10 protein-coding genes are annotated in these 13,876 nt (G+C 41.1%); 6 read left to right on the plus strand and 4 right to left on the minus strand.

Annotated elements, in window-relative coordinates:
- Genes B4F91_RS08110 through B4F91_RS08130 form a run of 5 tightly spaced genes read left to right on the plus strand, consistent with a single transcriptional unit; the run spans position 1 to position 4,986 of the window.
- On the plus strand, positions 1-1,965 hold the full coding sequence (locus B4F91_RS08110) for a heme lyase CcmF/NrfE family subunit (RefSeq protein WP_029773819.1): 1,965 nt from the start codon (positions 1-3) through the stop codon (positions 1,963-1,965).
- Positions 1,965-2,534 (plus strand): redoxin family protein, encoded by a 570-nt coding sequence (locus tag B4F91_RS08115; RefSeq protein WP_029773820.1) that lies wholly within the window; start codon positions 1,965-1,967, stop codon positions 2,532-2,534. Before B4F91_RS08110 ends, B4F91_RS08115 begins: the two co-directional genes overlap by 1 nt.
- A complete protein-coding gene (locus B4F91_RS08120) occupies positions 2,534-2,995 on the plus strand; it encodes a cytochrome c-type biogenesis protein (RefSeq protein ID WP_004588327.1) in 462 nt (153 codons plus the stop codon). Before B4F91_RS08115 ends, B4F91_RS08120 begins: the two co-directional genes overlap by 1 nt.
- Positions 2,995-4,245, plus strand: coding sequence for a c-type cytochrome biogenesis protein CcmI (ccmI, locus tag B4F91_RS08125; protein WP_273587055.1), 1,251 nt, complete (start codon positions 2,995-2,997; stop codon positions 4,243-4,245). Before B4F91_RS08120 ends, ccmI begins: the two co-directional genes overlap by 1 nt.
- Before the next feature lie 9 nt (positions 4,246-4,254).
- Positions 4,255-4,986, plus strand: coding sequence for an MlaA family lipoprotein (locus B4F91_RS08130; RefSeq protein ID WP_004588329.1), 732 nt, complete (start codon positions 4,255-4,257; stop codon positions 4,984-4,986).
- Between the two features lie 81 nt (positions 4,987-5,067).
- Here the strand turns inward: B4F91_RS08130 and B4F91_RS08135 are convergent, their stop codons facing one another.
- Positions 5,068-6,291 carry an EAL and HDOD domain-containing protein gene (locus B4F91_RS08135; protein WP_064386509.1) on the minus strand — a complete coding sequence of 408 codons (1,224 nt, stop codon included), beginning with the start codon at positions 6,289-6,291 and terminating at the stop codon, positions 5,068-5,070.
- 334 nt (positions 6,292-6,625) lie between these two features.
- Here B4F91_RS08135 and putP point away from each other — a divergent pair, with 334 nt between their 5' ends.
- Positions 6,626-8,104 carry a sodium/proline symporter PutP gene (gene putP, locus B4F91_RS08140; RefSeq protein ID WP_004588331.1) on the plus strand — a complete coding sequence of 493 codons (1,479 nt, stop codon included), beginning with the start codon at positions 6,626-6,628 and terminating at the stop codon, positions 8,102-8,104.
- Between the two features lie 117 nt (positions 8,105-8,221).
- Here putP and fahA read toward each other — a convergent pair whose 3' ends face one another.
- The 3 genes from fahA to B4F91_RS08155 all read right to left on the minus strand — a co-directional run bounded on the left by fahA (position 8,222) and on the right by B4F91_RS08155 (position 13,768).
- Positions 8,222-9,535 carry a fumarylacetoacetase gene (fahA, locus tag B4F91_RS08145; protein WP_286938799.1) on the minus strand — a complete coding sequence of 438 codons (1,314 nt, stop codon included), beginning with the start codon at positions 9,533-9,535 and terminating at the stop codon, positions 8,222-8,224.
- Between the two features lie 130 nt (positions 9,536-9,665).
- Positions 9,666-10,712 carry a 4-hydroxyphenylpyruvate dioxygenase gene (hppD, locus tag B4F91_RS08150; RefSeq protein ID WP_004588333.1) on the minus strand — a complete coding sequence of 349 codons (1,047 nt, stop codon included), beginning with the start codon at positions 10,710-10,712 and terminating at the stop codon, positions 9,666-9,668.
- Positions 10,713-11,020: 308 nt separating this feature from the next.
- The gene (locus tag B4F91_RS08155; protein ID WP_286938801.1) at positions 11,021-13,768 is read right to left on the minus strand and encodes a metallophosphoesterase; all 2,748 of its coding nucleotides are present in this window, start codon (positions 13,766-13,768) and stop codon (positions 11,021-11,023) included.
- Between the last annotated feature and the right edge of the window lie 108 nt (positions 13,769-13,876).

Genomic DNA, 13,876 nt, shown 5'->3' on the forward strand with positions numbered 1-13,876 from the left:
ATGATCCCAGAACTTGGTTATTTTTCTTTAACGCTTGCCATGGTGCTAAGCGTTTTACTGTGTATTTTTCCGCTATGGGGCGCGCATACCGGTAATCTTCGTTTAATGCGTGCGGCCCCGTCTTTAGCCGTTGGGCAATTTGCTTTTGTACTTCTCTCGTTTGCTGCGCTTATCTATGCCAGCTTAACAGATGACTTTACGGTATCTTATGTGGCGTATCATTCAAGTAGTACGTTGCCTTGGTATTATAAAATTACCTCTACGTGGGGTGGGCACGAAGGCGCTATTTTACTGTGGCTTGTAATGCAAGCAGGGTGGACCGCCGTAGTTGCTATGCGTTCTAAATCCCTACCTTGGGTGTTGCGTGCACGCGTTTTAGGTGTGCTTGGCTTTTTAGGTGTCGGTTTTATGATGTACACACTACTGCTTTCAAGTCCGTTTGAACGCTTACTGCCGTATTTCCCTGTTGAAGGGCGTGATTTAAATCCGCTACTACAAGACCCCGGTATGATCATTCATCCGCCATTACTGTATATGGGATATGTAGGGTTATCGGTTGCGTTTTCATTTGCTATTGCAGCACTTTTAACAGGTAAACTTGATAACACCTGGGCTAAATGGTCTCGCCCATGGACGATGACTGCTTGGGGCTTTTTAAGTTTAGGAATAACCATAGGCAGCTGGTGGGCTTACTCTGAGCTTGGCTGGGGTGGCTGGTGGTTTTGGGATCCGGTAGAAAACGCATCGCTTATGCCCTGGCTAGTCGCTACGGCTTTATTGCACTCTTTGAGCGTGACAGAAAAGCGCGGTGTATTTAAATCGTGGACTGTGCTGCTTGCCATCGCTGCATTTTCCCTAAGCTTATTAGGCACATTTATTGTTCGCTCAGGCATTATTGTATCGGTGCATGCATTTGCCACTGACCCCGATAGAGGTTTATTCATTCTAGCCTTTTTAGGCATTGTTGTTGGCGGCGGTTTATCGTTGTATGCGCTGCGCGTATCACAAGTTAAAAGCGAAGGCCGTTACAAGTTTGTATCACGCGAAGTGGCCTTATGGCTCAACAACATATTTTTAGTGGTAGCCACATTAATTGTTCTTTTAGGTACTTTGTTACCTATGGTGCATAAAGAAATGGGCCTAGGCAGTATTTCTATTGGCGAACCGTTCTTTAATAAAATGTTTGCCATTTTATTAGTACCATTTGCCATATTAATGGGAATAGGGCCTTTTCTTCGTTGGAAACAAAACAAGTGGGCTGTACTACAAAATAAAGTATTAATAGGTGTGTTAATAAGTGTTGTTATTACCTGTGCGTGGTTGTTCTCAAGCTACGATGTCGTAAAACCACTTACATTATTAGCAACCACATTAGGTGTATGGGTTGCAGTCTCTACTGCCATAGATTTATACGCCAAGGCGTCGGTTCACGGGACGCTAAAAGAAGGCATTAAACGTTTAGGTATTAGCTACTGGGCTATGGTGCTAGGTCACGTTGGTTTAGCATTTGTTATTGCAGGCGTAACACTTACTTCGGCGTACTCGGTGGAGCGTGATGTTTCTATGAAGCAAGGCGATATTGTCACGCTTAACCAATACGAATACCGATTTGATGGCGTTAAATCAATACGCGGCCCTAACTACAGTGGGCATGCTGGTGTAGTGTCGGTATTCAATAACGATAAGCTAGTGACTGAGTTACATGCAGAAAAACGCAAATACGATATTGGTATGCAATTTATGACCGAAGCGGCAATTGATGCCGGCTTTACTCGCGACCTATATTTAGCGCTCGGTGAGCAATTAAGTAAAGGGGCATGGTCACTGCGTATTTATCACAAACCGTTCGTGCGTTGGATGTGGATAGGCGGTGTACTTATATCGCTTGCAGGGTTTATGATTTTATTCGATAAACGCTACCGTACATCAGCAAGTACACGCAAAAAAGCGTTGGAGAATGCGTAATGAACCGTAAAATTTTAGCTTTAGCACCGTTATTAATATTCATATTTTTATGTGTATTTTTGTATCAAGGTTTGTTTGCCAACCCGCGTGAAATTCAAACCGGACGACTAGGCCAAACGATGCCTGCGTTTAACCTGCCTGATTTAATGCAAGATGATAAGCGCTGGACAGATGAAAGCCTAAAAGGCGAAGTTTATTTACTTAATGTATGGGGGACTTGGTGCCCTACATGTTTAGTTGAACTAGGGTATTTAACTAAGCTACGCGAGCAAGGCGTAAAAATTATTGGTTTGTACTATGTACAAGGGTACGATGCCGATTTTGATGGCCCATTTGATATGCAGGCTTTGCGCACCGATGTGAGCGATATGCTCAGCCGTGCTGGCGACCCATACCAATTTAATATTTTAGACTTGCACCGTACCTTGTCACTTGATTTAGGTGTATCAGGTGCCCCTGAAACATTTTTAGTGGATAAAACGGGTAAAATTTTATTACACCATACAGGGGATCTAAACCCGCGCGTATGGCGTGCTAAATTTGCCCCTGTTATGCAGGAGCTAAATTAATGCGAGTGTTTTTATTAACCCTGAGCTTTTTTATAAGTATGGCAGTGTATGCCGAGCAAGATCGCTACCAGTTTGACAATAACCAACAAGCTGTGCGCTTTGAAGAGTTAACCAAAGAGCTCAGGTGCCCTAAATGTCAAAACCAAAATATTGCAGACTCTGATGCCATTGTTGCAAAAGATTTACGCGACAAGGTACTCGCGTTGGTAAAAGAAGGTAAAACAAAAGACGAAGTAATCGATTACATGATAGACAGATACGGTTACTTTGTTCATTACGATCCGCCTGTAACACCAGCCACATTAGTACTTTGGGTTTTACCTGTACTTATTGTTATTTTGGGTTTTGGCTTTATTGTAATTCGCCAGCGTAAGGCGTCAGTTAAGCAAACCTGGAACAGCGATGATGAAGCAAAACTTGCTAAGTTAATTGCAGAAAATAAACGTCAGGAGCAAAATTAATGATTTTAATGTGGGCGTGTTTTGCTTTACTCACACTAATTGCACTGGCTTTTATTATGTTGCCTTTTTTAAAAAAAGAGCGCGTGCAAACCATTACTCACAATGCTAATGCAGAATTGATCAGCATTTACGAGCAGCGTTTAGTTGAGCTGCAAAACGACTTAGACAATCAACGTATTGATGCACAAAGCCACAGTGAATCGGTTATTGAGCTAAAACGTCGTTTATTGAACGAGCTTTCACCAGAAAAATCGCTTAATAGCAAAGGTAATAACCGTATTTTTGCTTTAACAGGCGCAGCATTTTTATTAGCCCTCACCGGTGTTTTTTACACCTTTACAGGGAGCCAGCAGCAAATAGCAGCGTGGTATGATGCAATGGATAACCTTGCAGATTATGGCGAGCGTGCGGTAATGCAAAAAGGTGAGCCTCTAACTCAAAACGAGTTGCAAGCGTTTGCTCTAGCGCTGCGCACTAAGCTTAGTGAGTCAGGCGATGACGAAGTTGCGTGGATGCTGCTTGGACGTGTGGCTATGTCGTTAAACGAATTTGATATGGCGCAGCAATCGTTTGATAAAGCCCTTCGAATGAACCCAGACAACATGCAAGTACTCATTAGCTACAGCCAAGTTTTACTGCTTGAAGGCAGTGAAGAGAACATGACGCGTGCAGCGGGTATGCTATCTAAAGTGCTAAAGGTTGAACCAACAAACCTTGATGCTATTTCTTTATTAGCGCTTATTGCCTATGAGCGCAAGGACTGGCCGCAAGCCAAAGCGGCGTTTGAAGTATTACTGGCAAGCATGGATAAAAGCGATACGCGTTATTCAATGATAGCGCAGCGTATTTCCGATATAGAGCAACAAATGCAAAATGAGGGCTCTGTAATGCCGGTCTCTGCTAATAGTGCTATTAGTGTTACGGTGAGCTTAGCAGATGAGCTTTTCGATAAGCAGCCACAGCAGGGGACTTTATTTATTTTTGCCAAGGCTGCTCAAGGCTCTCCTATGCCATTAGCGGTTGTTAAACTAAATGAATACAGCTTTCCGCTAACGGTGCAACTCACTGATGCTAATGCAATGGTTGATGGGTTAAACTTATCAAGTGCTAAAGATATTGTGATCACAGCGCGGATCTCAATCGATGAGTCAGTTATGCCAAGTAGTGGTGAGTTAGAGGGTCACTCTGAGACACTACAACGTGAAAACGTAAGTGACTACCAACTTCAAATTGATACATTAATACCTTAAGGACATTAGATGTTAAAGCATAGTTTTACTTTTTTATGTTTATTGGTGCTAGCCGGATGTGCACAAGTACCAGAAAACAAAGTTGATGAGCGCGACCCGCTACAAAGCATTAACCGTCCATTGTACGACTTTAATATGGATATTCTTGATGCTTATATTTTACGCCCTGTGGCTGTAGGGTATGTAGAAGTGACCCCTGTGCCTGTACGCAATGGGATTGTTAACTTTACCGATAATATTAGTGCGCCTGTTGATATGATAAACGCAGGGCTACAAGGTAAAGCGGGCAACGCAGGCGTGAGTTTAGCGCGTTTTTTAGTTAACTCTACGGTAGGTGTGTTTGGTATTTTTGATGTTGCAAGTTCACTTGGACTTGAGCTGGTAGATGAAGACTTTGGCCAAACATTGGGCGTGTGGGGCGTTGGCGATGGCGCATATATTATGCTGCCGGCAATGGGACCAACTACAGCGCGTAACTTAACAGGCGATGTCGTTGATAACTTTGTGTTACCAGAAATCGCTCTGACTACGCCTCAAACTATTTTAGTTTTTGCGCTTAAAGCGGTTGAAGCTCGTGCTTCACTTATCCCGCAAGAAGGCCTACTTAATGACTCTCTTGACCCGTATTTGTTTGTTAAAGACATATACTTTCAGCGTCAGCTTTATGAGCTATACGACGGCAACCCACCAATCAAAGAAGAGCCTGAAGATTTTGATGAAGACTTCTTAGAAAGCTTATAAATAACAGCTATAAAAAATGCCAGCAATTGCTGGCATTTTTTATGTGTATTTTGAGCTTAAATAAATAAGCCCTAATGTTTATTATTCTTTAACCATCAGCTGCATTTGCTCATTAACCCACGTTAAGGCGTCATGGTATGCATTGGCAACTTCTTCTCCTAAGTTTAACTGTTTAGCAATTTCGTTGGCGGCTTCCCAATCTGCGTGCTCATAAAACTTAACCAAGTTTAGATACTGAGCAAGCAGGCCTTCGTCATTCAATAGCGCAGCTTTTATCTCTGCAGACAGCGGGAGCTTTTGCATAACGCTTTCCATGGTTTCATCTAAAATAGCGTCCATAAGCGACATCATGCCAGTTAAAAAGGCCATGCCGGTATCTTTAAACTGCCCGTGTGAAATAGCAAGTAGTTCGCCAAATCGTGCACGTGTTAGCGAAAGCCTAATTAGCTCAACAGGTTTATCGGCAGAAACTTGCGCTGCAAATAACAAAGATAACAGCTTTTTAATTTCGTTAGCGCCAAGGACGATGAGTGCTTGTTTGATTGTGTTTATTTCGGCTCTGCGCGCAAACGCAGCTGAGTTTGAATAACGCAATAACTTGTATGATAGATTTACGTCACGTTCAAACACATCGGTTATCTTTTTAAGATCCATTTCAACAGATGAGGTTTCGTAAAGCAGCTCTGCTAATGCCATTTCTGATGGCGGCAGTGCTTTACTTTGTACCATTTCAGGCTTTGAAAAAAAGAACCCCTGAAAATATTCAAACCCAAGCTCAAGAGCTAAATTATAAGCTTCATAGGTTTCTACTTTTTCAGCTAAAAGCTTGATGTGTGGATAGGCTTTAATATCGTTAATTATGGTTTTTATTGCACTTTCATCAGTAGTTAAAAAGTCTATTTTTATAATATCGATAAACGGGTAAAAATGGCGCCATACTGGTTGGTGAATGTAATCATCAAGCGCTAGGGTGTAGCCTTTTTCTTTTAAATCTTTAACAATAGCCAGTAAGCGCTTACCTGGTTGCACTGTTTCAAGGATTTCTACAACGACCGTCTCTTTCCCTAACATAGTAGGGTAACCTTTAAGTAAGGTTTCTAGGGTAAAGTTAATATAGGCGGGTTTGTTGCCAGTTAAATCTTCTAAGCCAAAATTAAACTGACTCCCTTCGATTAGCTTCGTTGTTGCTTCGTCACCGTCTATGTCTGGAAATACATTATCAACGCCATCACGAAATAATAACTCGTATCCAACAAGCTCCTTTTCGCGGTCTAAAATAGGTTGGCGTGCAGCATAAAAATACATAAATAGTTCCGTACAAAATAATAATTATTAGTAATGGTTATAATATATGGCAAAACGTTCGAAATAGCATTAGGTAATTATTATTGATTTAATGAATTGTTATTAAATATTAGCTATATATGTAAATAAATTTACAGTATATCGGGTGTTTGAGGGTTAAATAGTCAATACGGCTGTTTTTTGTTCACTTCAGTGTAACAAGTTGGAGTTATCACCTTTAAGCATGGTATAGTCAAGACGGATGGTTTTTACCCCAATAGTGTCTTTATTATAATATTTTAAGAGTCATTATTAGGATTAAAAGCCTGTTTTATACAACTTTGTGGAGGCGAATTTGGAAACAGGAATGATTATTTCACTGGCATTGTATTTTATAGTCATGCTTGGCATTGGACTTTATGCATACAAACAGTCTACAAGTGATGTATCGGGTTATATGCTAGGTGGACGTAGCTTATCTCCAAGTGTTGCAGCATTATCTGCTGGCGCATCGGATATGAGCGGTTGGATTTTAATGGGCTTACCTGGCGCTATGTTCGTTACTGGCTTTAGTAGCACATGGATAGCAATAGGCTTGGTTATTGGTGCGTGGTTAAACTACTTTTTAGTTGCGCCTCGTTTGCGTGTTTACACTGAAAAAGCAAACGACTCAATCACAATCCCAGACTACTTCTCTAATCGTTTTAATGATAAATCAAACCTTTTACGTGTAGTTTCAGCGGTAGTAATTATTGTGTTCTTTACGCTTTATACATCATCAGGTGTTGTAGCAGGCGGTAAATTGTTTGAAAGCTCGTTTGGCTTAAGTTACGAAATGGGTTTATACATCACCACTGGTGTTGTTGTTTTATATACCTTATTTGGTGGCTTCTTAGCAGTTAGCTTAACTGACTTTGTGCAAGGCTGTATTATGTTTATTGCCTTGATACTGGTACCGACCGTTGCTTACTCTTTATTAGATCAACCGCTAGAGTCAACACTTCATAGCGTTAACCCCGATATGCTTAATTGGATAGGTGCAGGCTCTGCATTAGGGATTATTTCAGCAATGGCGTGGGGCTTAGGCTACTTTGGTCAACCGCATATTATTGTACGTTTTATGTCGGTGCGTAGCGTAAAAGATATGCCAACGGCTCGCCGTATTGGTATGACATGGATGATAGTTGCAGCCATTGGTGCTGTGGGTACTGGTTTATTTGGTGCCGCGTACACTTACGAAAACAACATTGTTGTTGAAGACCCAGAAACCATTTTCTTAATTCTTTCTGAGTTATTATTCCACCCATTAATTGCTGGTTTCTTATTGGCGGCTATTTTAGCTGCAATCATGAGTACAATTTCTTCGCAGTTACTTGTTAGCTCAAGTTCGTTAACTGAAGATTTTTACAAAACGTTTTTACGCAAAGAAGCAAGCGACACAGAGCTTGTTACTGTAGGGCGTATTAGTGTAGCAGCAGTTGCTCTATGTGCTATTTACTTAGCGTACGATAGAGACAGCTCAATATTAAGCTTAGTAAGTAATGCATGGGCAGGTTTTGGTGCGGCATTTGGCCCACTGGTTTTATTTAGCCTGTACTGGAAACGCATGAACTTTGAAGGCGCACTAGCAGGTATGGTTGTAGGCGCTGGTACAGTTCTGTTTTGGATTTACTCACCATTTATGATTGATGGACAAAGCTTAAGCAGTTACATGTACGAAATTGTACCAGGCTTTATTTTAGCAAGCATTGCAATTGTCGTTGTAAGCTTAGCGACGAAAGAGCCTGCGCAAAATATTACTGCGCTATTTGATGAGGTTGAAAAAGACCTCTAATCAACCCGTACTGTAGATACGAAAAAGCCACCTAGTTTAACTAGGTGGCTTTTTTATTTGCTATGTGTTGTCCTCAAAATGTGTTTGCTTATTTAGGACATATCAATAACCAATAAGTTATTTAGCAGGTAATACTGTGCTTTCTACACTACCAAAGCCAATACGGGCATAGCCTGGCTTTTCGCACCAGCCGCGCATAATTACGTTATCGCCATCTTCTAAAAAGCTGCGCTGCTCACCATTACTCAGGGTTATTTTTTCTTTACCACCACGAGAAAGCTCTAATAAAGAACCCGCTTCTTCATGTGTAGGGCCTGACTGCGTGCCAGAGCCGAGCATATCACCTGGCATAAAGTTACAGCCATTTACAGTGTGATGGGTCACCATTTGCGCCACAGTCCAATATGAATGTTTGAAGCTTGAGGCAGAGACCTGCGTAGGTTGGTGGTTTTCATCACGCATTTTTTGAGTCTGAATTTTAACATCCATTTGAATATCAAATGCACCTAGCTCGCGATTAGCGGCAGATTCTAGGTACGGCATTGGCTGAGGATCGTTTTCATCACGTGTCCAGCTAGTTCTAAAAGGTGCAAGTGCTTCAGTGGTGACAATCCAAGGCGATACGGTTGATGCAAAGTTTTTAGCTAAAAACGGGCCTAATGGTTGGTATTCCCATGCTTGTAAATCCCGTGCTGACCAATCATTAAATACACAAAAACCAAATACATGGTTTTCAGCGTTTTCAATGGCGATAGCATCACCCAGCTCATTGCCTTTGCCTAAGTAAATACCGAGCTCTAACTCGTAATCTAGGCGCTTACATGGGCCAAATGATGGAGTATCTGCATCGGGCGCTTTAGTTTGCCCTTTAGGGCGGTGAAACGTTTGCCCCGATACATCAATAGATGAAGAGCGGCCATGATAGCCAATCGGCACCCATTTATAGTTTGGTAAAAGCGGGTTGTCTGGTCTAAACAAGCTACCAACGGCGGTTGCATGGTAAATTGAGGTATAAAAGTCGGTGTAATCACCAATACGACACGGCAGTGAAAACTCTATATCAGCTTGAGCAATAAGGGTACTTTGCATTTCTTTTTGTTGCTGTGCGCCTTCACGCAATGCTTTTGAAAGCGCTAAGCGCAGTGCTGACCAGTATTGCTCCCCTAAACCCATAAATGTATTTAGTGTTGATTCGCTTGCTGCATCTAGGGCTGTTTTAGCATCACCGGTAAAAATGTTTAAGTGGCTCAATTTTGCTAAATCAATAACCTGATCGCCAATAGCAACCCCGCCTCTGAATTCTTCATTTGTATTTTTAGTACGAAATTCTGCAAAAGGTAAATTTTGAATCGGGAAGTCACAGCCTTTAATATTGGCCGACTCTACCCAGCTAGTTAAATTAATGTCGTGGGTTTCGTTAATTTGGCTCATTACTTATCCTTTAGGTTTGATGTTGGGTGCATGCATTTATTTAAGCATACTTGTATCTTGCACCCTACTTTTTAAATATTAAAACGACAAAAAGCAGCGAAGATCGCTGCTTTTAATTTACTCATAAAAGTTATAAAACGCCGCGGCGCTCTTGGTCTCGCTCAATTGACTCAAACAATGCTTGGAAATTACCTTCACCAAAACCACCATCATCTACACGTTGGATCATTTCTATAAAAATAGGTCCAAATAGGTTTTTAGAGAAAATTTGTAATAGGTAGCAGTTTTCACTTTGGCTATCGACTAATATTTGATGCTCGCGAATTTTTTCTTTATCTTCTGCAACCCACGGTACACGGTCAAAAATAGTGTCGTAATACTCAGGAATAATGTCTAAAGTAGCAATGGTCGATTTATCAAGCTTATCAAGCGAGCTAACTAAATCGTCAGTTAAAAACGCGAGGTGTTGTACACCAGGGCCATTATATTCGCCTAAATACTCGTCAATTTGGTTGTTGTTATTGCCTTTACCTTCATTAATAGGAATTGAGAAGGTGCCACAGGGTGATTTTAATGCATACGATAGCAACGCTGTTTTTTGACCTTTAATATCGAAATAGCGTACTTCTGTAAAACCAAACACGTCTTTGTAAAAGTTTGCCCATGTTTCCATAGTGCCTTTGTAAACGTTATTAGTTAAGTGATCTATACGTATAAAGCCTTTATCTTCAACTACATTAGGTGATGATAAATCTTCAAAGTCAGACTCATAAATAGACCCTTTATCACCAAATTGCTCAATAAAGTAAATCAGGCTATCGCCAATACCGTAAATGGCGGGATAAGGTAAGTCTTTATGGGTTGAGTCGGTTGCGGGTTTTGCACCACGTGCTACAGCTGTTTCAAATGCATGCTGTGCATCCTCAACGCGCCAACCCATAGAGCAAATTGCTGGGCCATGACTTTTTGCAAATTCAGCCGAAAAACCATCGCGTTCGTTATTTAGTAAAAAGTGAATGTCGTTTTGGTTGTAATAGACAATATCTTTGCCTTTAAATTTTTTTAATTTTGAAAAACCAAAATCAGTAAACACTTTATCCATGTAGTCTGCATCAGGTGTTGCGTATTCAGTAAACTCAATACCAACTAAACCTAGTGGATTATTTGCTTCACTCATTTTTATTACTCCTGCAATAAATATTGCTACTGCGATTATGTGTTGTTGTCGTGTTGAGCTAGATAATCAACTAGATTTTAAGTTTGGGGAAGAGGGGGAGCAGATTTAGCATTTGAGCAAACTGTAAATTTAATAAGACGTTTACTTAGTCAATAGGTTTATACCTTACGCTTTAGGGTAAACAAGCATGTATTAGCTTGATGCTTTTAGTTTATTAAAGTTTAAGATATTGATATAAATAAATAAAAAAGAGGTTTTATAAAAATAAAACCTCTTTTAAAAATGTAGCTACGTAATGTTTTTTGTATTTAATTGTTTACACTTTGTGTGCGATTGTTAAAAAACGTGTTGCGCTGCTCGAGCCAAAGATTAGGTGTTACGGTTGGAGCTGCTTGGTAATGGCGCTCAATAGCTTGGTTTAATACCCGTGTTGTAGGGGTAAATGTCAGCTTTGATTGTGCACTGCCCATGCTTTTAATTTCGTCTCGAGTCAGGGCGCGCCCAGCATATAAAAGGGCGTTTAAATAACCGGGCACTGTTTCAAAGTTGTTATCTGTAAAGAGTAAAACAGATGACGTTAATGCCCAGGTGTTATTTATTTCACCGTCTTCTTTAACACCAGCAAGCTCGCCGTCTATGTACACTTCAAATACCCCATTACTGGGGGCGGTATAAAATACAAATGCAACTCGGTGCCAGTTTTCAGGCTCTGTTTGTCCAAAGTAACCACTATCACTGGTTGATTTACCATAACCGCCGGTTGGGTCGATAAACATATCGGCATCATCAGTGAGGTAATCTTGTGTGTTTGCTTGCATGATAGCGCGATAAATATCTTTGCCTTCTTCTGGCCAATATAAATCCATTACTAAGGTGTAATCAGAAACCATTCCTTCACTTGCATAATCACCATTGGCAGGTGTATTTAAGGTTATTAATAACCCCTCGGTAGGGGCGTGGCGTGAAAACGCCATTACACCTGAGCTGCCATCAGCAAAATCAGCAATACCAAGTGCTTGAGTTGTATTATATTGCGTTTCTTCAGGGCCCCAGTTTGTTTGTTCTGGGTCAAAATAGCTCAATACTGAAGGGCCATAATCTGCTGCCAAAGGGCTATTTGCATCATCAAAATTCCACACTGTGACATTGCTTTGCTCATTACATGAAAAGAGTTGATTATCGGTATCTAGGTATAAGCATTGGCTTGTTCTAAAACGCGCATATTGATCAAGTAACCACCATGCTTCGTCAATGGCTTCTATGTTTGAAAACGTTACACCGCTAAAAAATAGCTCAGGATTAAGTGCTGCGCCTTTAAATAAAGCAACCTGATAAGTGTTCGCAGCTTGTATATCATCAGGTTTGAGTAAAAACCAATCAGGCTGACTGGCAAACATGGTGTTTAAATCGCTACCTGTAACCGTTACGCTATATAACGAATTAAAGCCCGGAGTGTTAGAGGGCTGGCGCTCAACATAGTAGGCTTTATGAAAGTCTTCTTGTGTTAAGGTCCCTGGTGTCCACCTTGTTTGTACTAATTCTGGGTTAAGCAGGGCCGCCGTTATATCACTTGCATGGGCTGCAGCTAAAGCCGTTATTTCTGCAAGTTCCAAACTACTTGGGTAGTTTTCAGAAATAGCAATTTCTGTGTTTGCATCAGGCGCATAGCGGCCCATAATTTCGTCAATTGCCAGTTTAGTTGGTTCATCACGTTCGCTGATGCTGTCAGTTTCAATGGTGCTGTAATCTATTGTTGGCGATGTTTTATCTTGCAAGTTAAACGTAAGAGTAACATCGGTGATGCCTTTGGCGTAAAAATCTGGCTGAATAACCACAGCGCCGTTCTCGAGCGTATTATAGCTTTCACCGCCATGGGTATGACCGCCTAACACTAAATCAATACCGCTTACATCGGTTGCCATATCAATGTCTAAGCCTTCACCTAAATGGCTTAGCATTACCATGTAGTCAACGTCGCCTTGGTATTGGTTTACTATACTTTGTGCTATTTGTTGCCACTGCCAGCTCATTTTAAATTGTTTGATAAAATCAGGAATTGGCTCATCATCTATCGGTTCGTCTAGCTCGTTCCAAGGTACTGAGGTCATACCAAATACACCTAAGGTCACACAGCCTACTTGTACTTTAGCAAAGCCTACAGCGGCAAAATCTTGTAATTGTTCGCCTTCATAGCGTGTATTACTGGCAAGTACTATGGCGTTATCATCTTGCGAGTAGCTTAATAATTTTTCTGGCCCCCATGCATAGTCGTGATTTCCTACCACACGTAAATCAAACTGCATGGCTTTAATGGCTTCTTCTGTAGCGCTACCTTGTGATAGTTGCTCAGCAACAGTGCCTTTTTCGTAGTCATCACCCCCGTTGGTAAAAAGGGTATGCGGCGTTTGTGCAAGTACTTGGTTGTAGTAGGCTTTTATGCGGCTAAAGTATTGCTCCTCATAACCGAATCGCGCATGTAGGTCGGCAACATGAACAAATCTAACCGATTGCTCTGTGGCTGTGGCATCACACGTTGGGCCTATAGCAGCAAAGGCCTCATTGCGCTGCATCATAATAGCGAAGGTTCCTAGTGTTGTTACTTGCGCACTTACAAACCCATCTGCAACAAAAGAGTTATCAATAACTTCCCAGCCATCGCCAGATTGTCTAGCAATAAATAGCTGGCCTCCTAATTGGTAATCATCAGGTATTTTTATGCTGATAGTAATTGGATCACTAAAAGAAAGCGTACTTGGGGTGAGTAGGTGTATATCTGAGATAATATTTAGTAGTGCATTTGCATCATCTAATACTGTTTTTTCGTGTGTAAGTTCAGTGTTTTGAGAGACGGCATTGGCAGGTACAGTCAGTAAAAAGCTTCCTTCATCAAGGCTGACATCTAAACCTGTAGTTGTAGATACTGTTAACTCGCTAGGCTCAGGCTCAACGGGATCATTAGGGTTAGTTGTAACTTGATCGTCTGAACCACCACAGGCTGATAAAAAAACAATGCTTAAGGTTAAAAATAGGGTGTGAGATAAAGTTAACAAGCGCATGTACTGCGTCCCTGAGACTAGTTAAAAATTAATCAGCAGATGATAGCAGTTTACAGCGAGGTGATATAGAAATTTGAGAAAATTTCCCCCATAGCGGCTATGGGGGAA

Origin of the sequence: Pseudoalteromonas sp. UBA6610, assembly GCF_002433295.1 — a bacterium.
GTDB classification, from domain to species: Bacteria; Pseudomonadota; Gammaproteobacteria; order Enterobacterales; family Alteromonadaceae; genus Pseudoalteromonas; species Pseudoalteromonas atlantica.

Coding starts and splice junctions, on each gene's coding strand:
- fahA (WP_286938799.1), bottom strand. CDS start 9,535: ATGAGCCAAATTAACGAAACCCACGACATTAATTTAACTAGCTGGGTA.
- B4F91_RS08130 (WP_004588329.1), top strand. CDS start 4,255: ATGTTAAAGCATAGTTTTACTTTTTTATGTTTATTGGTGCTAGCCGGA.
- hppD (WP_004588333.1), bottom strand. CDS start 10,712: ATGAGTGAAGCAAATAATCCACTAGGTTTAGTTGGTATTGAGTTTACT.
- B4F91_RS08115 (WP_029773820.1), top strand. CDS start 1,965: ATGAACCGTAAAATTTTAGCTTTAGCACCGTTATTAATATTCATATTT.
- B4F91_RS08110 (WP_029773819.1), top strand. CDS start 1: ATGATCCCAGAACTTGGTTATTTTTCTTTAACGCTTGCCATGGTGCTA.
- ccmI (WP_273587055.1), top strand. CDS start 2,995: ATGATTTTAATGTGGGCGTGTTTTGCTTTACTCACACTAATTGCACTG.
- B4F91_RS08155 (WP_286938801.1), bottom strand. CDS start 13,768: ATGCGCTTGTTAACTTTATCTCACACCCTATTTTTAACCTTAAGCATT.
- B4F91_RS08135 (WP_064386509.1), bottom strand. CDS start 6,291: ATGTATTTTTATGCTGCACGCCAACCTATTTTAGACCGCGAAAAGGAG.
- B4F91_RS08120 (WP_004588327.1), top strand. CDS start 2,534: ATGCGAGTGTTTTTATTAACCCTGAGCTTTTTTATAAGTATGGCAGTG.